At 71.9% G+C, this 20657-nt stretch carries 17 protein-coding genes; 10 read left to right on the top strand and 7 right to left on the bottom strand.

Annotated features, from left to right (window positions below; translation table 11 throughout):
* Positions 1 to 2: 2 nt before the first annotated feature.
* The 4 genes from ACZ6RT_RS29220 to ACZ6RT_RS29205 form a co-directional block, all read right to left on the bottom strand.
* On the bottom strand, positions 3 to 1055 hold the full coding sequence (locus ACZ6RT_RS29220) for a hypothetical protein (RefSeq protein ID WP_470157212.1): 1053 nt from the start codon (positions 1053 to 1055) through the stop codon (positions 3 to 5).
* Positions 1052 to 1390, bottom strand: a complete 339-nt coding sequence (locus tag ACZ6RT_RS29215) for a PadR family transcriptional regulator (protein ID WP_399187227.1) — start codon at positions 1388 to 1390, stop codon at positions 1052 to 1054. The genes ACZ6RT_RS29220 and ACZ6RT_RS29215 overlap by 4 nt, the downstream gene beginning before the upstream one ends.
* Before the next feature lie 487 nt (positions 1391 to 1877).
* Entirely contained in the window at positions 1878 to 2549 is a 672-nt protein-coding gene (locus ACZ6RT_RS29210) for a hypothetical protein (protein ID WP_399187226.1), read from the bottom strand.
* Positions 2546 to 3346, bottom strand: coding sequence for an ABC transporter ATP-binding protein (locus ACZ6RT_RS29205; RefSeq protein WP_470157211.1), 801 nt, complete (start codon positions 3344 to 3346; stop codon positions 2546 to 2548). Before ACZ6RT_RS29205 ends, ACZ6RT_RS29210 begins: the two co-directional genes overlap by 4 nt.
* Before the next feature lie 387 nt (positions 3347 to 3733).
* Here ACZ6RT_RS29205 and ACZ6RT_RS29200 point away from each other — a divergent pair, with 387 nt between their 5' ends.
* Positions 3734 to 4660, top strand: coding sequence for a DivIVA domain-containing protein (locus ACZ6RT_RS29200; RefSeq protein ID WP_470157210.1), 927 nt, complete (start codon positions 3734 to 3736; stop codon positions 4658 to 4660).
* A 106-nt stretch (positions 4661 to 4766) separates the two neighbouring features.
* On the opposite strand, the gene ACZ6RT_RS29195 is transcribed toward ACZ6RT_RS29200, so the two are convergent.
* Positions 4767 to 5261 carry an Lrp/AsnC family transcriptional regulator gene (locus tag ACZ6RT_RS29195; RefSeq protein WP_399187223.1) on the bottom strand — a complete coding sequence of 165 codons (495 nt, stop codon included), beginning with the start codon at positions 5259 to 5261 and terminating at the stop codon, positions 4767 to 4769.
* A 193-nt stretch (positions 5262 to 5454) separates the two neighbouring features.
* On the opposite strand from ACZ6RT_RS29195, the gene ACZ6RT_RS29190 reads away from it, so the two are divergent.
* The 9 genes from ACZ6RT_RS29190 (at position 5455) to ACZ6RT_RS29150 (ending at position 16191) form a co-directional block, all read left to right on the top strand.
* Complete coding sequence (locus ACZ6RT_RS29190) at positions 5455 to 6903, top strand: gamma-aminobutyraldehyde dehydrogenase (RefSeq protein WP_399187222.1); 1449 nt, start codon at positions 5455 to 5457, stop codon at positions 6901 to 6903.
* 25 nt (positions 6904 to 6928) lie between these two features.
* A complete protein-coding gene (locus tag ACZ6RT_RS29185; RefSeq protein ID WP_399187221.1) occupies positions 6929 to 8074 on the top strand; it encodes an ABC transporter ATP-binding protein in 1146 nt (381 codons plus the stop codon).
* 43 nt (positions 8075 to 8117) lie between these two features.
* Positions 8118 to 9323 carry a polyamine ABC transporter substrate-binding protein gene (locus tag ACZ6RT_RS29180; protein ID WP_470157209.1) on the top strand — a complete coding sequence of 402 codons (1206 nt, stop codon included), beginning with the start codon at positions 8118 to 8120 and terminating at the stop codon, positions 9321 to 9323.
* 13 nt (positions 9324 to 9336) lie between these two features.
* The gene (locus tag ACZ6RT_RS29175) at positions 9337 to 10188 is read left to right on the top strand and encodes an ABC transporter permease (RefSeq protein ID WP_399187219.1); all 852 of its coding nucleotides are present in this window, start codon (positions 9337 to 9339) and stop codon (positions 10186 to 10188) included.
* Positions 10189 to 10264: 76 nt separating this feature from the next.
* A complete protein-coding gene (locus ACZ6RT_RS29170; RefSeq protein ID WP_399187218.1) occupies positions 10265 to 11095 on the top strand; it encodes an ABC transporter permease in 831 nt (276 codons plus the stop codon).
* Positions 11096 to 11281: 186 nt separating this feature from the next.
* A complete protein-coding gene (locus ACZ6RT_RS29165) occupies positions 11282 to 12676 on the top strand; it encodes an NAD(P)/FAD-dependent oxidoreductase (protein WP_399187760.1) in 1395 nt (464 codons plus the stop codon).
* Positions 12677 to 12909: 233 nt separating this feature from the next.
* Positions 12910 to 13797: an alpha/beta hydrolase gene (locus ACZ6RT_RS29160; RefSeq protein ID WP_470157208.1), complete on the top strand. Its 888-nt coding sequence runs from the start codon at positions 12910 to 12912 to the stop codon at positions 13795 to 13797.
* 20 nt (positions 13798 to 13817) lie between these two features.
* Positions 13818 to 14828 carry an N-acetylglucosamine kinase gene (locus tag ACZ6RT_RS29155; RefSeq protein ID WP_470157207.1) on the top strand — a complete coding sequence of 337 codons (1011 nt, stop codon included), beginning with the start codon at positions 13818 to 13820 and terminating at the stop codon, positions 14826 to 14828.
* Between the two features lie 196 nt (positions 14829 to 15024).
* On the top strand, positions 15025 to 16191 hold the full coding sequence (locus ACZ6RT_RS29150; protein WP_470157206.1) for a DUF418 domain-containing protein: 1167 nt from the start codon (positions 15025 to 15027) through the stop codon (positions 16189 to 16191).
* Positions 16192 to 16277: 86 nt separating this feature from the next.
* Here the strand turns inward: ACZ6RT_RS29150 and ACZ6RT_RS29145 are convergent, their stop codons facing one another.
* Both ACZ6RT_RS29145 and ACZ6RT_RS29140 read right to left on the bottom strand, forming a co-directional pair.
* On the bottom strand, positions 16278 to 18434 hold the full coding sequence (locus tag ACZ6RT_RS29145) for a WD40 repeat domain-containing serine/threonine protein kinase (protein WP_470157205.1): 2157 nt from the start codon (positions 18432 to 18434) through the stop codon (positions 16278 to 16280).
* A gap of 95 nt (positions 18435 to 18529) precedes the next feature.
* Positions 18530 to 20458, bottom strand: coding sequence for a propionyl-CoA synthetase (locus tag ACZ6RT_RS29140; protein WP_470157204.1), 1929 nt, complete (start codon positions 20456 to 20458; stop codon positions 18530 to 18532).
* Positions 20459 to 20657 lie beyond the last annotated feature (199 nt).

Here is a 20657-nt window from a genome sequence, read left to right as displayed (position 1 = left end):
CGTCAGCCGGAGGGCGACGACGGGGGGACGTCGGGCACCCGTGGCGGTGCGGGCAGGGCCCTGACCGCCACGCGGGTGAGTGCCAGGCCGCACAGCAGCACCGCGACGAGCTGTCCGATGTTCACGGCCGCCATGACGCGGGTGGCCGGGTCGACGGCGTCGACGGTCAGGAAGGCGACGCGGGCGAGCACCACCGACACGGACAGGACGGCCAGTGCCAGCGGCAGCGCGGGGTCACGCCCGCCCGGAGCCCGCGGACGCCTTCCCAGGCAGATCGCGCTCGCGACCAGGAACGCCAGGCAGGCCGTCCCCGAGGTGCTCAGCCACGGCCACAGCCACGACCAGAGGTGCCAGTCGACGGTCCGTGACATTCCCGGCGAGCCGAGCACGCTCAGGAGCACGTGCAGCGGGACGCCGGCGAGGACGGGCAGGGCGGCCGTCCAGCGGGGATGACGCGGTGGCGGCGCGTCGCGGTGGAAACCGGTCACCAGGGCCAGGACGGGCACCGCGAACAGCAGGCCGTACACGACGGCGTTGCCGGTCCCGTGCCCGCCCTGGGCGAGGGGGCCGTAGAACGACACCAGGGCGAGCAGTGCCAGGATCTTCGCGGTGCGGGGGTGGCCGCGCACGAGCGTGCCGAAGACCGCGATCCACAGCAGGTAGCCGAGTATCTGCGCGGTGCCCGACAGCCACTGCTCGGACCAGACCTCGCCGGGGACGGCCGGCCGGCCGGTGCTCAGGGAACCCCGCACGGTCTCCAGGAACCAGGCGCAGCTCATCGTGGCGTGGAAGAGCAGCCCGAGCACGGCCGCCAGGCGGACCGCCCGGCCCCAGGCGAGGAAGCGCGGTGCCGCGCCGGCGCCGCCCAGTCGTACCCTCAGCGACAGGGCGGCCACGCTGGCGACCTCCGACCAGCGGGGCCGGGGGTCGTCGGCGTCGGTGAGGCCGGCCGACCCCTCCATGAAGGCGCAGACCATCTCCTCCTCCCGCTCGGCGCGGTAGGAGGCGGGCAGCAGGCGCAGCACGCGCCGGTAGCGGTCCTCCAGCAGGCTCACGCCACACCCCCCGCGTGCCGGAGGCGCAGCCGTTCGCGCGCGCTCCTGACGTTCTCCGCCAGCCGCGCGGCCTCGGCCTCCAGTGCCCGTGCCCCGGACTCGGTGAGCCGGTAGTAGCGGCGCAGCCGCCCCTGCTGCGCCTCCTCGCGGTCCAGCGCCACCAGCTCGTCGGCGGCCAGCCGGTCCAGCACGCCGTACAGTGTGCCGATCTTCAACTCCACCCGCCCGCCCGAGAGCCTCTCGACCTCCTGCACGATGCCGTAGCCGTGCCGTGGAGCGTCGACCAGTGCCGTGAGGACGAGGAACGCGGGTTCCGTCATCGTGCGTTGGCTCATGCGAACAGCATATCCTGTGAGACAGGATATCGGGCCTGTGTGATCGGCAGGGATTCCGGTGCGCCGCTCCCGACCGCGCTCCTCACGAAAGGGCGGCCAGGGAACCGGTCATCGAGCGACCATCGTGTCAGCGACCCTGCGGCCATCCTGTCGGCAACTCTCCGACCATTCTGTCAGCCACCTTGCGACCATCCTGCCGGCGAATCCGAGATATGCCATGCTCTTCCCGTGGTCAGCGACTCACGGACGCCTCTTGGGAAAGTGCTTCCGCGACGCGCGGGGAAAACCGTCGAGGAGGTCCTGTCCGATACTCGTGTCACCCTCGTGACGGGGGCGCCATGCGGACGTTCCCGTTCGGTGACCGCATGCGGGCCATGCCGGTGAGCGCACTCTGGGAGGTCGCCGCCCCGCACGGGTGAACGTCCGGGCGATCCGCTCGTGGCCGGTCCGGCGCCCTCGGCATCCGTGTCGGACGCCACGGGGTCGTTCAGGGGTTCAGGCGGCGCAGGCGCGCGTACAGCAGGAGGCTCGCGGCGATCCAGAAGAGGGTGGCGGCGGAGATGGGCAGCAGGACGGTGTCGAGCACTCCGGCGTTGGCGGCGCGCATCCACGGCATGATCGGGACCACCAGGCGGCCCACGGGGGTGAGGCTGACCAGCAGGAGCACGACGTAGCCGCCGAACAGGACGAGCATCGAGACGGCGGGGGAGGCCAGGATCGGGCGGCTGGTCAGCGCGCCCAGGGCCGTTCCGGTGCCCAGGCCGAGCAGGTGCAGCGCGACGCCGCGCGCCAGGTCGGCGGGGGCCGGCATGGCGGCGAAGCCGTGGAGCAGCGGGAACCCGACCGCGATCGCGGCGAGACCGAGGTTGACGGCCAGCGCGGCGAGCAGCCCCGCGCCGATCTCGCGGCCCGGACGCCCGGCCGCCGTCATGGAGATCAGCCGCTGGGTGGAGGGCTCGGTGTCGAGCAGTCCCCGGGCGGCCCAGGCGAAGACGAGGATCAGCAGCCCGGCCGAGTCGGCGTAGGCGGTGAGCTCCTTGCCGGGCGGGGTGAGCGTGGAGTAGAAGATCACCAGCATCACGAACAGCCCGATCGTCGGCTGGAGCAGCCGGTGCGAGCGGCCGTAGGCGGCGAGCTTGAAGCGTACGAGGTGGATCACGATGACCGCCTGGTGAGGTAGCCGTCGGCGCGGAGCTTCTGCTCGACCTCGTCGGCCTCGTGCGCGTCCACGACCACCTCGATGACCACCCGCGGGGGCGGCCCCTGCGAGACGTCCCGGGACGAGGACGACGGTTCCGCCGAGGGGGCCGGCGGGGGCGGGGACGTCCGGCCGCCGGGCGGGGAGGGAACCGAGGGGGTGCCGACGGTGACGCCGCCGTCGGCGACGAGCCAGTGCTCGGCGCCGGGGAAGTCCCGGAGCTGGTTCTGGTGGTCGCTGACCACGACCGCCCCGCCACGGGCGGCGATCTCGCCGATGATCACGGGAAGTTCGGCCCGGGTCTGCTCGTCGAGCCCGGCGAAGGGTTCGTCCAGGATCAGCAGGTCCGGAGAGGCCAGCAGCGACTGGATGATCCCGATCTTCTGCGCGCTGCCCTTGGACAGGTCGCCGAGCGGCTGGTCGAGCAGGTGGGTCGCGTTCAGCCGTCCCGCCAGGTCCGTGGCGGAAGCCGGGGACACGCCCCGGATCCTGCACATGTGGGCCAGGTAGTCGGCGGCGGTGAACGGCTGGCCGACCGGGAACACGTCGGGGGCGTAGCCGACGACGGCGGGCCGGTCGGGGATCGTGCCGCGGGACGGGGGGACGAATCCCGCCAGCAGGCGCAGCAGCGTCGACTTCCCGGCTCCGTTGCGGCCGGTGACCTCGACGACGGAGCCGGAGGGGAGGGTGAGCTCGACGTCCTTGAGGATCCACGGGCCACGGCGCGAGTATCGAAAGGACACCGTGGAGAGCCGCATAAGCCGCAACCTTACCGTGATCACTCGTTTCACCGTCCGGCCTTCCGGGACGAAACCACCCCGCCCTTCCGGAACGAAGTCCTGTCCGATCCTCCGGTACGAGATTCCGTCCGGTCTTGAAGGGCCCGGTCTTGAAGGGCCCGGTCTTGAAGGGCCCGGTCTTGAAGGGCCCGGTCTTGAGGGGCGAAGCCCGGCCGGACGGATGAACGGGCGGGGCCGGAATCCACGCCCGTCCGCGATACCGTCGGGATCTCTCGCTTTTGTCCGGTGATTCCCCTCAGAATGGATTCCCTGCGGTAAAGGCCGATCGGGAAAAGGCGAAAGGATGCGGGATTGAACCGCTTTCCACGGGTTCTCGGGGTGCGTATGGGATATGACCCCGATCAGGTGGATCTGCTGATTCGCCGGATCGAGGGCACCCTCGGCAGGGGCTCCCTGGAAGGGGAGCCGATCACCGCGGACGAGATCCGCGACGCCCGTTTTCGTACGAAGCTCGGCGGTTACCACGAGATCGCCGTTGATTTCGCGCTTGAGGCGTTCATCGTCGCGATAGAGACGAGACAGACCGCGAAGGCCGGTCAGGCCGGGCAGACCGCACGGGTCGAGCAGACCGCGCGAATCGGCCAGGGGGTACGGACGGCGCAGGTGGCGCAGTCCGCGCAGCCCGCGCAGTCCGGCCGGGTCGCGGGGGCCGCCCGGGCCGCGCATGCCGCTCATGCCGCTCATGCCGCTCAGGCAACCGAGGCCGCTCAGGCAACCGAGGCCGCTCAGGCAGCCCAGGCCGCTCAGACCGAGACCGTACAGATCGCGTGGGACGGTCCGCCCGGCGGCCAGGAGCCTTCGGTGCCCCGGCAGGCCGCGCCCGGGGTGACGGAGTGGCCCGAGCCCGGGACATCGGGCGCGCAGCCGGGGTCGGCCCTCCCGGACCCGGCGCACGGCGACCGGGACGCGGCGCACGGCGACCCGGATCCGGCGTACGGCGAGCAGGGCCCGGAGCCCGGCGCGTACCCCCGGGCCGCGGGGCCGCCGGGCGTCCTCGGCCCCGGTGACGCCGAGGAGCACGCCGCCCGGATCGAGCGGGTCGCGTTCCGGCCCGGACGTCTCGGCATGGGCTACCGGGAGGAGGAGGTCGACGCCTTCCTCGACCGGGTCGTGGCCACCCTGCGCGGTACCACCGAACGGCCTCTCAGCGCCGATGACGTGCGCGAGGCCAGGTTCGCCACGGTGATGCTGCGGCCGGGGTACGCGGTCGCCGAGGTCGACGAGTTCCTGGCCGACCTGGCGGGGGTGATGGAGGCCCGCCTCGGCCGGTGAGCGCGCCGGAGGACGGTGTCGGCAGGGTGCCCCGGGTCGGCAGGGTGCCCCGGGTCGGCGGGGTGCCCCGGGGGGCGGCGCCGGCGGGATGTCCCGGAAGACGGTGTCAGCGGGTGCCCCAGGAGTAGGTCTGCTTGTGCAGCTTGAGGTAGACGAAGGTCTCGGTGGCGCGCACGGTGGGGATGGCGCGGATCTTGCCGAGGATCTCCAGCAGGTGCTGGTCGCTCTCGCAGACCACCTCGACCATGATGTCGAGCGACCCGGCGGTCAGCACGACGTAGTCGATCTCCTTGATCGCCGACAGCTCGTCGGCGACCGTCTCCAGGTCGCCCTCGCACTTGATGCCGATCATCGCCTGGCGGGAGAAGCCCAGGGTGAGCGGGTCGGTCACCGCGACGATCTGCATGACCCCGGCGTCGAGCAGGCGCTGGACCCGCTGCCGTACGGCGGCCTCGGAGAGCCCGACGGCCTTGCCGATGGCGGCGTACGCCTTGCGCCCGTCCGCCTGGAGCTCCTCGATGATCCGCTTGGAGAGGTCGTCGAGGACGAAGGGGCCTGGCCGGGCGTCGTTCTCGCGGCGTACCTTGGGCGGCGTCGTCATCCGCGCTCCCTGGCGTCATGTTGCTGGCCTGTTGCCGTCACGTTGCGGCTCCGATGCGACATGCTGTCAGTTCCGGTGCTTCTGTCAAGTGATTTCGTAGCAATTTGGTATCTTAACAACGAAATCCCTTGTCGCAGGTTTTTCTCTCTGTAAGAGTCGCGAGACTCAGCCCCGATTCATGAGGAGGCCGACGGTGACCACCCCGGTTGATCTGCCCCGCCTGCGGAACTACATCGACGGTGAGCTCGTGGAGTCCGGGAGCGGCCGGTTCTCCGACGTCGTCGACCCCTGCACCGGGGAGGTCTACCTCAAGGCCCCGGTCTCGGGGCAGGAGGACGTGGACGCGGCCTACGCCGCGGCGTCCGCCGCGTTCGAGACGTGGAGCACGTCCACCCCCGGAGAGCGCGCCAACCTGCTGCTGAAGGTCGCCGACGCGATGGAGGCGCGGGCGGACGAGCTGAACGAGGCCGAGTGCCGCAACACCGGCAAGCCGCGCGCCCGGATGGCCGAGGACGAGACCCCGGTCGCGGCCGACCACTTCCGCTTCTTCGCGGGTGCCGCGCGCACCCTGGAGGGCCCCACCTCGGGTGAGTTCCTCGCCGAGCACACCTCCGTGATCAGGCACGAGCCGATCGGCGTGGTCGGCCAGGTCACGCCGTGGAACTACCCGATGATGATGGCGGTCTGGAAGATCGCCCCGGCGCTGGCCGCGGGCAACACCGTGGTGCTCAAGCCCTCCGACACCACCCCGGTCTCCACCGTCAAGCTGGCCGAGATCATCGGCGAGATCCTGCCCAAGGGCGTGTTCAACGTCGTCGTCGGCGACCGGGAGACCGGCGCGCTGGTCGTCGGCCACCCGGCCGCGTCGATGGTCGCGATCACCGGCTCGGTCGGCGCCGGCATGGCCGTGGCCCGCAGCGCCGCCGACGACGTCAAGCGGGTCCACCTGGAGCTGGGCGGCAAGGCCCCGGTCGTGGTGTTCGACGACGTCAGGGACCTCAAGGCCGCCGCCGAGACCATCGCCACCGCGGGGCTGTACAACGCCGGTCAGGACTGCACCGCGGCCTGCCGCGTCCTGGTCCACGAGAGCGTCCACGACGAGTTCACGGCCGCGCTCGTCGAGGCGGCGGCGGGCACCGTGACCGGCGACCTGGACAACGACGAGGCGCTGTACGGGCCGCTCAACAACCCCGACCAGCTCGCCAAGATCACCGGCTTCCTGGAGCGCGTCCCCGGCCACGCCAAGGTCCTGACCGGCGGCTCCCGGATCGGCGAGAAGGGCTACTTCTTCGCCCCCACCGTCGTCGACGGCCTGCGGCAGGACGACGAGATGGTGCAGGACGAGGTGTTCGGCCCGGTCATCACCGTGCAGACCTTCTCCGACGAGGCCGACGCCATCGCCAAGGCCAACGGGGTCAGGTACGGCCTGTCCGGTTCGGTGTGGACCTCCGACCACGGCCGCGCGATGCGGGTGTCGAACCGGCTGGACTTCGGCGTGGTGTGGGTCAACACCCACATCCCGTTCGTCTCGGAGATGCCGCACGGCGGGTTCAAGCACTCCGGTTACGGCAAGGATCTGTCGGTTTTCGGCCTGCACGATTATCTTCGCGTGAAGCACGTCATGCACTACATCGGCGAGTAGGTATGAAGAGAGGGATAAGCCTGGAATGACCGAAACTCAGGCGGGTACGGGGGCGGCCGAGGCCGTCTCCGGCCCGCCCACCGTGCCGGCGATCGAGCTCGACGGAGTCGTCAAGGAGTACGTCTCCCGCGGCGAGGTCGTCCAGGCGGTCGGCGGCGTCACGCTGAGCATCGTCGAGGGGGAGTTCTTCTCCCTCCTCGGCCCCTCGGGCTGTGGCAAGACCACCACCATGCGCATGATCGCCGGGTTCGAGGATCCCTCGCGCGGCACCGTGCGGCTGCACGGCCAGGACGTCACCGGGGTTCCGCCCAACCGGCGCGACGTCAACATGGTCTTCCAGTCCTACGCCCTGTTCCCGCACATGAACGTCTGGGAGAACGTCGCCTTCGGGCTGCGGCGCAGGCGCGTCCCCGGCGACGAGATCAAGCACCGGGTCGGCGAGATCCTGGAGATCGTGGACCTCACCGGCCGGGAGAGGCGCCGGCCCAGGGAGCTGTCCGGCGGCCAGCAGCAGCGGGTCGCGCTGGCCCGCGCGCTGGTCAACCGGCCCCGGGCGCTGCTGCTGGACGAGCCGCTCGGCGCCCTGGACCTCAAGCTCCGCCAGGCCATGCAGATCGAGCTCAAGCGCATCCAGCGCGAGGTCGGCATCACGTTCGTGTACGTCACCCACGACCAGAGCGAGGCGCTCACGATGAGCGACCGCATCGCGGTCATGAACGAGGGCGCGGTCGAGCAGCTCGGTGCCCCGCGGGAGATCTACGAAAGGCCCGCCACGGCCTTCGTGGCCGGGTTCATCGGCACGTCCAACCTGCTCAGCGGCACCGTGGAGGGCCTGAGGGACGGTTTCGCGGTCCTGAGGCTGGGGGAGGACGACCACGTGCTCGCCGAGGGCGGATCGTTCCACGCCGGGGAGCCGATCGCGATCACGGTCCGCCCGGAGAAGATCGTCATCTCCACCGGGAGGCCCTCCGGCGACCTGAGCGTGGTCCGGGGCGTCGTCTCGGAGGTGGTCTACCTCGGCCTCTACACCAGCTACACGGTCCGACTGGCCCACGGGGCAGAGGTGACCGTCTTCCAGCAGAACGCCCTCGACAGCGCGAGCACGGCGGAGCGTGGCGACTCCGTCTGGCTGTCGTGGCGGCCGCACCACTCGTACGCGATCGGAAGTTGAGTCAGTTATGTACCCCCGTACCGACCCCGCCTTCCTGCGAGGCATGACGCAGAGCCGCTCCGTCACCCGTCGTGACGCCCTCCGTCTGGGGGGACTGTCGGCCGCCGGTCTCGCCCTCGCCGCCTGCGGGGTGGAGGGCAAGAAGGTGGCGCCGCCCCAGCGGGACGCCGTCGCCGAGTACTGGGCCTCCAAGAAGAAGACCGGCACGCTGCGCTTCGCCAACTGGCCGCTGTACATCGACAAGGAGGGCAAGAGGTACCCCTCGCTGGAGATGTTCACCGCCGACACCGGCATCAAGGTCACCTACCAGGAGGCCATCCAGGAGGTGGGCCCGTTCTTCGGCAAGATCCAGCCGTTGCTGGCCGCGGGGAACGACATCGGCTACGACCTGATGGTGCTGACCAACAGCATCCAGCTCAGCCGGGCCATCGCGCTGGGGTACCTGGTGCCGCTGGACCACTCCAAGCTGCCCAACTTCGCCGCCCACGCGAACTCCGCGGTCAAGGACCCGCCCTGGGACCCGGACAACGCCCACACGATCCCGTGGACGATCGGGGTGACCGGCATCGCCTACAACCCCAAGTACGTCGACAAGGTCACGAGCATGGCCGACCTGTGGAACCCCAGGTACGAGGGCAAGGTCGGCATGATGCTCGACACCCAGGAGGTCGCGAACTTCGCCATGTTCGCCCTGGGCATCGACCCCGAGACCTCCACCGAGGCCGACTGGAAGAAGGCCGGGGCCAAGCTCAAGGAGCAGCGCGACGCGGGCCTGGTGCGCAAGTACTACGAGAACGACTACGTCGACGCCCTGGCCCGGGGCGACATCTGGATCACGATGGCCTGGTCGGGCGACATCTTCCAGCAGGTCGCCGAGGGCAAGGACCTCAGGTTCGTGGTGCCCGAGGAGGGCGGCACGATCTGGACCGACAACATGTGCATCCCCAAGACCGCGCAGAACCCGGTCGACGCGCTGACCCTGATGGACTACGTCTACCAGCCCAAGATCGCCACGATGCTGGTGGAGTACATCAACTACATCACCCCGGTCTCCGCGACCAGGGAGCTGGTGCTGGCGGACGCGGACAAGGCCACGGGCGAGAAGAAGGCGTCGCTGAAGCAGATCGCCGAGAGCCCGCTGATCTTCCCGTCCGAGGCGGACCTGGCCAAGCTGCGCTCGTACACGACGCTGACCCCGGCGCAGGAGAAGGTCTTCCAGGACATCTTCCAGCCGATCACCCAGGGCTGACGGTGGCCCGCCCGTGAAACGCCTCACCCCCTACCTCCTCGTCCTGCCGGGCGGCCTGTGGCTGGTGATCTTCCTGGTGGTGCCGATGGTCTTCATGGCCTCGGTCTCGCTGCAGGAGGGCGACTCGCTGAACGGGTTCGTCCAGACCTTCAACGTCGGCATCTACGGCGACGTCCTGATCCAGTACCGGACGCAGTTCCTGCGCTCGGCCGGGTACGGCCTGATCGGCACGCTGATCTCCATCGCGCTGGCCTATCCGATGGCGTACTGGATCGCGTTCAAGGGGGGTGAGCGCAAGTCCACCTACCTGCTGCTGGTGCTGCTGCCGTTCTTCGTCTCGTTCGTGCTGCGCACGGTGTCGTGGAAGTTCCTGCTGGCCGACGAGGGCATGGTGCTGGGCCCGCTGAAGTCGGCGGGGCTGCTGCCTGACGACTTCCACGTGCTCCAGACGACCGCGGCGGTGATCGGCGGCCTCGTCTACAACTACCTGCCGTTCATGATCCTGCCGATCTACGTGGCGCTGGAGCGGGTCGATCCCCGGGTGATCGAGGCCGCCCAGGACCTGTACGCGGCCAGGCGCCAGGCCTTCACCAGGATCGTGCTCCCGCTCTCGCTGCCGGGGGTGTTCGCCGGGGTGCTGATGACGTTCGTCCCGATGACCGCCGACTACGTCAACGCGAGCATCCTCGGAGGCCCGGACAACACCATGATCGGCAACATCATCCAGGTCGAGTACCTGACCAACGGCGACTACCCGACGGCCGCGGCGCTGTCGTTCGCGCTGATGGCGGCGATGCTGATCGGCATCTTCGCCTACGCCAGGGCGCTCGGCACCGAGAACGTCCTCGAGGCGGCGGCCCGATGAGCGCGCGGACGACCGTGAACGTCCCCGGGAGCCCGGTGACCGCGAGGACGACCGCCGACCTTCCCAGGGGTGCCCGATGAGCGCGCAGACCATCGCGGAGGCGAACGCCCGCCCGGTCGCGCGCGGCAGGTCGCGGCTCGGGGACCGGTTGCTCAAGGGCTACGTCTGGCTGGTCCTCGCCTGGCTGTTCGTGCCGATCGTCGTCATGGTCGTCTTCGGCTTCAACGACACCCGCAGCAAGTCGAACGTGACCTGGCAGGGCTTCACCCTCAGGTGGTGGGGCCGGCTGGACGAGTACCCCCAGATGATCGAGGCGGTCGTCAACTCCCTGCAGGTAGCCGCGCTCGTCACGCTGATCACGACGGTGATCGGCACGCTCCTGGGCCTGGCCCTGGGCCGGTACCGGTTCCGCGGGCAGGGCTCCACCAACCTGGTGATGTTCGCCGCGATCGCCTCGCCCGAGATCGTCATGGGCGCCTCGCTGCTGTCGCTGTTCATCAGCGCCGGGGTCAAGACCGGCTTCGTGACCGTCGTCATCGCGCACGTGTTGTTCTCGCTGTCCTTCGTGGCGATCACGGTGCGCGCCCGGGTGATCGGGCTGGACCGGTCGATCGAGGAGGCCGCGCGCGACCTCGGCGCGTCCACCTGGGTGACCTTCTGGCGGATCACCTTCCCGATGATCCTGCCCGGCGTCGTCTCCGGCGCGCTGCTGGCCTTCGCGCTGTCCATCGACGACTTCGTGATCACCCAGTTCACCAACGGCGCGCTCCAGACGTTCCCGCTGTGGATCTTCGGTGCGACCAGGAACGGGGTTCCGCCGCAGGTCAACATCGTCGGAACGCTTATATTCGCGGTAGGCGTCGCGATCGCGGTGGTCAACTCGGTCACCGCGCGCCGCCGCACCTGACCGACGCCGAGCCCCGTGCCCCCATCGGGCGGCACGGGGCCTCGGTGTACACGTACTCCCGTACGGGAGGCTCCGGCACAGAACAGGGAGGCGAGATCGGATTCAGGCGGGGGGAACCCGCGCGTGGTCCCCGTGACCACGCGACACACCTAAAGACAAACTGACTCACGTAGGGAAGTGAGATCTGTGGATCCGCTGAAGGCTCTTGCTGACGCGGAGCGCAAGCCGTACTGGCTCGACAGTACGGCGAAACCGGAGCCGCTGCCGCGGCTCCTCGGTGACACGACCGCCGGACTGGCGGTGGTCGGCGGAGGCTTCTCGGGGCTCTGGGCGGCCCTGATGGCCAAGGAACGCGACCCGTCGCTCGACGTGGTCCTGCTGGAGGGCCGCCGGGTCGGGTGGGCGGCGTCGGGCCGCAACGGCGGCTTCGCGATGGCCACGCTCACCCACGGCATCGCCAACGGGCTGGAACGCTGGCCCGAGGAGATCGCCACCCTGGAACGCCTCGGCGTCGACAACCTCGACGAGATCGGCGAGGCCGTCGAACGGTACGGCATCGACTGCGGCTACCGGCGCACCGGCGAGCTGCACGTGGCCACCGAGCCGTGGCAGCTGGAGGAGATGAACCGGCACGTCGAGATCGCCCGGGAGATGGGCGCCCGCATCGACGTCCTGGACACCGAGCAGGTCCGGGCGGAGGTGAACTCGCCCACCTACATCGGCGGTCACTGGGAGCGCGACGGCTGCGCCATGATCGATCCCGCCCGGCTGGCCTGGGGGCTCCGGCAGGCCTGCCTCTCGCTGGGCGTGCGCGTCTTCGAGCGCACGCCGGTGCGGGCGATGAAGGACACCCCGACGAGCATGGACCTGATCACCCCGCACGGCACCGTCAGGGCGCGCAAGGTCGCCCTGGGCACCGGGGTGTTCCAGCCGCTGCTGCGGCGGCTACGGCACTTCCTGGTGCCGGTCTACGACTACGCGCTGGTGACCGAGCCGCTCTCGGCCGAGCAGCTGGCCTCGGTGGGCTGGCACAACCGGCAGGGGGTGGGGGACGCGGCCAACCAGTTCCACTACTACCGGCTCACCGACGACGACCGGATCCTGTGGGGCGGCTACGACGCGGTCTACTACAACGGCGGCATGATCAAGCCCGAGTACGAGCAGCGCGACGAGACCTTCGTCACGCTGGCCGAGCACTTCGCCACCACGTTCCCCCAGCTCGACGGGGTGCGCTTCACCCACCGGTGGGGCGGGGTGATCGACACCTGCAGCCGGTTCAGCGCCTTCTACGGCCGGTCGCACGGCGGCCGGGTCGCCTACGCCGCCGGGTACACCGGCATGGGCGTCGGCGCGACCCGGTTCGGGGCCAACGTCATGCTCGACCTGCTCGCCGGAGAGCGGACCGAGCGGACCGAGCTGCGGATGGTGAAGGAGAAGCCGGTGCCGTTCCCGCCCGAGCCGGTCCGCTCGGCCGGGATTCAGATGACCCGCTGGTCGATCGCCCAGGCCGACCTGCACCAGGGCCGGCGCAACCTCTGGCTGCGCACCCTGGACCGGATGGGCCTGGGGTTCGACTCCTAGCGCGCCGGACGGCGCCCCGGCACCCGGCCCCGCGGCCGGGCCCCGGGGCACCGTCCCGCGTCCGGCTCCGGTCCCGTCCGCCCCCTGGGCGCCGTCCCGCGTCCAGGGCCGGTGCCGCCGGTCCGGCCGGGCGTCCGGCGTCCGGGGTCGGTCCACTGGGTTCCCGGGCGCCGTCCCGCGTTCCGGCCGGGCGCGTGTTGGCTTCCGCCCGGCGGGCCGTACAGACTTGCGCCATGTCGGAAAAAGTGACGTTCACCGCCGGAGGGGTCACCCTCGCCGGTGACCTGCGGGTCCCCGCGGCGCCGGGGCCGCACCCCGCCGTGGTCCTCACCGGGCCGTTCACCGGCGTCCGCGACCAGGTGGCCGGCCGGTACGCCGCCCTGCTGGCCGAGGCCGGATACGCGACGCTGGCCTTCGACCACCGCAACTGGGGCGAGTCGGGCGGCGAGCCGCGCTGCCACGAGGACCCGCAGGGCAAGCTGGAGGACCTGCGGGCCGCGGTGTCGCTGCTGCGCTCGCGAGGTGAGGTGGACGGCGGCAGGATCGGCGCGGTCGGGATCTGCCTCGGCGGGGGGTACGCGCTGAGGTTCGCCGCGTTCGACCCCCGGGTGAGGGCGTTCGCGGGCATCGCCGGGGCGTACAACAACCCCTACGCCATGCGGGCCGGGATGTCGCCCGACGGGTACCGGCGGGCGCTGGCCTCCTTCACCGAGGTGCTGGAGCGCCAGGACACGGGCGGCGAGACCGAGTACCTGCCCGCGGTGGCCGAGGAGGGGGAGGCGGCCATGCCCGGCGACGAGCCGTGGGCGTACTACGGCACCGGGCGCGGGGCCTCGCAGCACTGGCGCAACACGGTGACCAGGGCCTCGATCCGCGAGCTGATCACCATGGACAACATGACGGGCGCCGACTTCCTCTCGCCCACGCCCGGCCTGATCGTGCACGGGGTGGTCGACCGCTTCTGCTCGCCGGAGGGAGCCGAGGAGGCCTACCGGCGGATGGACGAGCCCAAGAGGATCGTCTGGCTGGACAGCAAGGTCCACATCGACCTCTACGACGCCGAGCCGCACGTCACCCGGGCGGTCGAGGCCGTCGTCGCGTTCTTCGGCGAACACCTCTGAGCGCCGTGTACGTCCTCGGGATGGACGTCGGCGGGACCTCCTCGCGGGCGCTGCTGCTGGACGCCTCCGGGCGGCGCTCCGGGTACGGCCACGCCGCGGGCGGCAATCCCGCGGCCCACGGCAACGCCTCGGCCGTCGCCAACATCGGCCTGGCGCTGGGGTCCGCCCTGCGCGGGACGGATCCGGCCCTGGTGGCCGGGGCGGTCGTCGGCCTGGCGGGCTCGGGCGCGCTGGAGCGGCCGGTGTTCGACCGCATGTGGGCCGCGACGGGACTGCGCGTCGCGCCCCGCCTCGTCGGGGACCTCGGCATCGCCTTCGCCGCCGGTACGGCGGAGCCGCACGGGACCGTGCTCATCGCCGGTACCGGGGCGATCGCCGCCAGGATCGAGGACGGCGAGCCGGTGACCGTCGCCGACGGGCTCGGCTGGCTGCTGGGCGACCAGGGGTCGGGGTTCTGGCTGGGCAGGCGGGCGGCCCGGGCCGCCGCCCGCGCCCTCAGCCGGGGCGACGCGGGCGGGACGCTGACCGGCCTGGTCATGGACGCCCTGCTGGACGACGCGCCGCCCCGCCCGGAGGCGACCGACCCGGAGACGCCCGCCCCTGGGAGGGCGGTCGTCGGCGAGATGGGCGACGGCGCCGCCGGGGAGATGCGGGCGCTGGCGATCAGGCTGGTGGTCCGCGCCCAGTCGCGCCCCCCGCTGGAGCTGGCCAGGCTCGCCCCGCTCGTCGCGCGGGCGGCGTCCGAGGGCGACCCGGTCGCCCGGGAGATCGTGTCCACCGCGGCCCGGCTGCTCTGCGAGACGGTGGCAGAGGTCCGCCCCGCGGACGGGACGGGCCCGATCGTGCTGGCCGGTGGCGTGCTGGCCGGTGACGGCCCGGTCGGTGCCGCCGTACGGGAGAGGCTGGGCGCCGGGGCGGTGCCCGCGGGTGACGGCGCCGGTGCGGCGGCGTGGCTGGCCGGGCGGGAGGCGTTCGGCTGGGACCCGGAGACCGCCGCGCTGCTGCACGCCCGCATCGCCTTCGGCCGGTAGCCGCCGTCCTCCCGCGCGCCTGGCGCCCGTACGCCGACCGAGGTGCTCGTGGACCGGACGGGCGGGGCGCGGCCGGGACCGGACGGGCGCCACGCGGGGACGGCCGGGGTCCGGGGCGGGTACATACATCGATGTACGCCCCGGATGGGCCTGAGCGACGATGTCCCGGGCCCGGCCGGACGAGATCGTGGAAGGCGTGACACAACGCCGTATCGAAACGCTCGACCTGCTCCGGGGCATCGCCATCGCCGGCACCCTGGGCACGAACATCTGGATCTTCACCGATCCCGGCGGGCCCGCCCAGGTCCTGAACGCGCTGGGCACGCCCGGGACGATGGAGACCCTCCTCCGCTTCGTCACCAACGGCAAGTTCCTGGCGCTGCTCACCCTGCTCTTCGGGATCGGCCTGGAACTGCAGTACCGCTCGGCCGCGCGACGGAACGCACCCTGGCCCGGCTGGTACCTGTGGCGGGCCGGCCTGCTGTTCGTCGAGGGGCTGATCCACTATCTGCTGATCTTCGAGTTCGACGTGCTCATGGGGTACGCGCTGACCTCCGTCATCGTGGCGTACCTGATCGGCAGGAGCGACCGGGCGATCACGATGTGGATGGTCACGGTCGGGTCGGTGTTCACCGTGCTGATCGGCCTGCTCACCGCGGTCATGCTCGCCGGGGGAACGGGCGCGGGCACGGCCCCGGCGCCCTCCACGCTCTTCACCACCGGCGGCTACCTCGACCAGGTCGCCGCCCGGATCGAGTCGTTCGGCCTGTACCGCATCGAGATCGTCGTCATCGTCCCGCTGGGCATCGTGCTGTTCCTGCTCGGTTCCCGGCTGATGCGCGCCGGGGTGTTCGAGGACTCCGGGCGCGGCACCGCGCTCCGGCGGCGGCTCATGGTCGCCGGGTTCGCCGTGGGCGTGCCGCTGAACCTGCTCACCTCCTTCGCCGGGCCCGGCTGGTTCCTGGTGGACCGCTACCTGCTGCCCCCGCTGGTGGCGCTGGGCCTGCTCGGTCTCGTCGCGACCCTGGCGCGGCGGGCGACCGGTGCCCCCGGCGTGCTGAGGCGAGGGCTCACCAACGTCGGCCGTACCGCGCTGAGCTGCTACATCTTCCAGAACCTGGTCGCCTCCGCGCTCTGCTACGGCTGGGGTCTGGGCCTGGCCGCGCGTTTCGACGACCTGCGGCCGTGGTGGGTGCCGGTGGCCTGGCTGGTCATCTGCGCGCTCTTCATGACGCTGTCCACGCTCTGGCTGCGACGCTTCGAGCGGGGGCCGGTCGAGGCACTGTGGCAGTGGGCCTACCTGGCGCCGCAGAGGCGCTCGAAGAGCCCCGGTGAGAACGTGGGCGCCTCCACCGGCCGGTAGGGACGCCCCGCGCCCCGCGCGTCCGTGGCGCTTCGAGCGGGGGCCGACGTGTCACGGTTGATCGGGGCGCACCGGGCACCGGCCGGTCAGGACAGGCTCCACAGGATCACCTGACGGTCCCCGCCGGCCGTGGCGAGCGTCCTGCCGTCCGGGCTGAAGGCCAGCGACCACACCGAGTCGGCGTGACCGGTGAGCGGGTCGCCGACGACCCGCCGGGCCCGCGCGTCCCACAGCCGGACGACGGAACCGGTGCCCACGGCCAGGGTGGCGCCGTCCGGGCTGAACGCGAGAGCGTGGACGTCGCCCGGGTGACCGGTGAGCGGTGCTCCGGCCGGGCGGCGGGTCGCCACGTCCCAGAGGATCACCGTTCTGTCGTCGCCTCCGGTGGCGAGGGTCTTCCCGTCGGGGCTGAAGGCCAGCGACCGTATCGGCCCGGTGTGTCCGGTGAGCGAGTCGCCGAGCGCCTCCTGGGTCGCCGCGTTCCACAGGATCACCGTCGTGTCGTCGCCTCCGGTGGCGAGGGTCTTCCCGTCCGGGCTGAAGGCCAGCGACTGCACCCAGTCGGTGTGGCCGTTGAGCGGGTCGCCGACCGCCTGCCGGGCCCGCGCGTCCCACATGATGACCGAGTGGTCGCCGCTTCCGGTGGCGAAGGTCTTCCCGTCCGGGCTGAAGGCCACCGACCGTATCCAGTCGGTGTGGCCGGTGAGCGGGTCGCCGACCGGCCGCCGGGTCGCCGTGTCCCACATGACCGCCGTGTGGTCGCCGGGGTCGGTCCCCTGCCCGTTGCTGCCACCGGCGATCAGGGTCCTGCCGTCCGGGCTGAACGCCACGGCCTCCACCGCCCTGGTGTGGCCGGTGAGCGGTCCGCCGACCGGACGCCGGGTCGCCGCGTCCCACAGGATCACCGCTCCGTCGCCGCCCCCGCTGGCCAGGGTCCTGCCGTCCGGGCTGAACGCCACCGCGTTCACCGTCTCGGTGTGGGCCTTGAGACGGGCGACGGCCGTCGCTCGCACGGGGTCCTTCGCGTCGGGCCAGAGCAGGTAGGCCGAGGTCGCCGAGGCCAGGAGCACCACGGCCGCGACGATCACCGAGCGGAACCGGCGCCGGGAGGTGCCCGCCGCGCTCCCCGCCCCCGCGAGGGTGGGCGAGGCGGCGGGCGGCACGCCGGGCGCGCCCGGCGTGCCGGGTACGCCGGGTGCGACGGTCGCGCGGGGGGACGGGGCGCCGGGGGACGGGGCGGTGGGCGGCGCGGCGTCGAACAGCGTTGCACCGTCCGGCGGGGTGGACAGCGTGGCGCCGTCCGGCGGGAGGGCGGGCGGCTCGGCCGGTGAGGGAGGGGCCGGGGTGCCGGGGGTCAGGAGGGCGGTGGCCGGGGCGCCGTCGTGATGCGGTCGCGTTCCGGTGGAGGAGCCACCGGGTGCCGGGCTCGCGGCGATGCCGGCGAGCATCCCGGCGGCCTGGGAGGCGGTGAGGCGGTCGGCGGGCTCCTTGCGCAGCAGCCCCTCCAGGAGCGGGGCGAGGGGGCCGGCGTGCACGGGCGGGTCGGGCGGCCGGGTGACGATGGAGACGTATATCGAACCGGCCGTCGTTCCCGTGAACGGCCTGCGGCCCTCGACCGCGGCGTACAGGGTGGCGCCCAGCGACCACAGGTCCGACGCCGCGGTGGCCGGACGGCCGTTGATCTGCTCGGGAGAGATGAAGGCCGGGGTGCCCAGGGTGACGCCGGTGCCGGTGAGGGTGGCGTCCCCCTCGACCGCGGCGATGCCGAAGTCGGTCAGCACCACCCGCTCGCCCTCGAGCAGGACGTTCGCGGGCTTGATGTCGCGGTGGGTGATCCCGGCGGCGTGCGCGACCTCCAGCGCCGCGAGGATCCGCGTGCCGATCTCCGCCACCTCCGCGGGCGGCAGCCGCCCGCGGGTCCTCAGCACCGCCTCCAGCGACGGCCCGTCGATGATCTCTGTCACGATCCACGGGCTGCCGTCGGTCTCGACGAGATGGTCGTGGACGGTGATGATCGACGGGTGCTTCAGCCGCGCCGCGGCCCGCGCCTCGCGCTGCACCCGCCTGTGCAGCATCTCGCGTTCCGGAAGGTCCAGATGATCGGGGAGGGTGAGCTCCTTGATCGCCACCTCGCGGTGCAGGCTCTCGTCCCGCGCCCGCCACACCGTGCCCATCCCGCCGCGGCCGAGCACCTCCATCAACCGGTATCGACCGGCGACCAGCCTTCCGGTGTCATTCGCCACGACACGACCTTAATGAGGGTATGCCCCCGCGAGCTCCGGCGCGGAACCGATCGTGACCGTCCTGATGCCGGGCGTCGCTCCCCGGCGGGGGCGGGTCACCGCGGCGGTCCGTCCACGGCAGGACGTCCGGTGAGCGGTCCGTCCAGGGCGGGGCGTCCGATGATGGGACGCAGCACCTCCAGCACCGCCGGGTCCTCGATGGTCGAGGGGGCGGGCTCGTCGGCGCCCTCGGCGATGCCGCGCATGGTCTTGCGCAGGATCTTCCCCGACCTGGTCTTCGGCAGCGCCGGGACCACGTCCACCCGCCGGAAGGCCGCCACCGCGCCCACCTGGTCGCGTACGGCGGAGATCAGCTCGGCGCGCAGCGTCTCCGGGTCGATCGCCACCCCGCTCTTGAGCACCACGAAACCGCGCGGCACCTGCCCCTTCAGCTCGTCGGCCACCCCGATCACCGCGCACTCGGCCACCGCCGGGTGCGCGGCGAGCACCGCTTCCATGGATCCGGTGGACAGCCGGTGACCGGCCACGTTGATCACGTCGTCGGTGCGGCCCATCACGTACAGGTAGCCGTCCTCGTCGAGGTGGCCGCCGTCGCCGGTCAGGTAGTGGCCGGGGAAGGCCGACAGGTAGGACCGCACGTAGCGCTCGTCGTCCTGCCAGAGCGTGGGGAGCGTGCCGGGCGGCAGCGGCAGCCGGATGCAGATCGCCCCCTCCTCGCCCGGCGCGCACTCCTCGCCCGAGGCCCGCAGCACGCGCACGTCGTAGCCGGGGACGGGCACGGTGGGGGAGCCCGGCTTGACCGGCATGGGCTCCAGGCCGCGCAGGTTGGCCGCGACGGGCCAGCCGGTCTCGGTCTGCCACCAGTGGTCGACCACCGGGACGCCCAGTTTCTCCGCGGCCCAGTGGTAGGTGTCGGGGTCCAGGCGCTCCCCGGCCAGGAACAGCGTCCGCAGTGAGGAGACGTCGTGGTCGCGCAGCAGCAGCGCCTCGGGGTCGGCCCGGCGGATCGCCCGGAACGCGGTCGGCGCGGTGAACAGCGCGTTCACCCGGTGCTCGGCGATCACCCGCCAGAACGCGCCCGCGTCCGGGGTGCCGACAGGCTTGCCCTCGTACAGCACGGTGGTGGCGCCGCGCAGCAGCGGGCCGTACACGATGTAGGAGTGCCCGACCACCCAGCCGACGTCGGAGGCCGCCCAGAACACCTCGCCCGGCGCGATGTCGTAGACGTTGGCCATGCTCCACAGCAGCGCCACCGCGTGCCCGCCGTTGTCGCGCACCACGCCCTTGGGCGTCCCGGTGGTGCCGCTGGTGTAGAGGATGTACAGCGGGTCGGTCGCCTTGACCGGCACGCACCCGGCCGGTTCGGCCTTCGCCAGCGCGTCCGCCCAGTCGACGTCGCGCCCGGGCACGAGCTCGGCGGGCGCCTGCTCGCGCTGCAGGACCACGCAGTGCGCGGGCGCGTGCGCGGCCAGCTCCAGCGCGGCGTCCAGCATCGGCTTGTACGGCACCACGCGCGAGGGCTCGATCCCGCAGGAGGCCGAGACCACCACCTTGGGCCGCGCGTCGTCGATCCTGGCCGCCAGCTCCTTGGGAGCGAACCCGCCGAACACCACCGAGTGCACCGCCCCGAGCCGCGCGCACGCCAGCATCGCGACGACCGCCTCGGGCACCATCGGCATGTAGACCACCACCCGGTCGCCATGCTCCACGCCAAGGGAGCGCAGCGCCCCGGCGAACCTCGCGACCTCCTCGCGCAGCCCGGCGTAGGTGTACGACCGCCCGGTGCCGGTCACCGGGCTGTCGTACACCAGCGCGAGCCGGTCGCCGTGACCGGCCTCTACGTGCCGGTCCAGCGCGTTGTGACAGGTGTTCAGCTCCCCGTCGGGGAACCAGCGGTGGAAGGGGGGCGCTCCGGCGTCCAGGATCTCGCGCGGGGGCCTGATCCAGGTGACCGCCTCGGCGGCCTCGCCCCAGAAGTCCTCGGGATCGGCGATGCTGCGGGCGAAGGCGTCGGCGTACGGCATCAGGCCATCATGCTCTTCCGGGGACTCCCGGTCGAGATCCCTTTCCGGCCCGCCGGCCAGGCCGGGGCGGCGATGCCACCGCCCGGGGGCGGACGCCACGGGCCCCTAGGGCGTGTCGTCAAAGTGGTTGGGAATCGTGCAGTATGTAAGACGTGGTGCGACGCTATGAGCTGACGGACGCCGAGTGGCAGGCGCTGGA

The organism is Streptosporangium sp. NPDC050148, from assembly GCF_055586505.1.
This window is presented reverse-complemented; position numbering and strand designations above follow the sequence as displayed.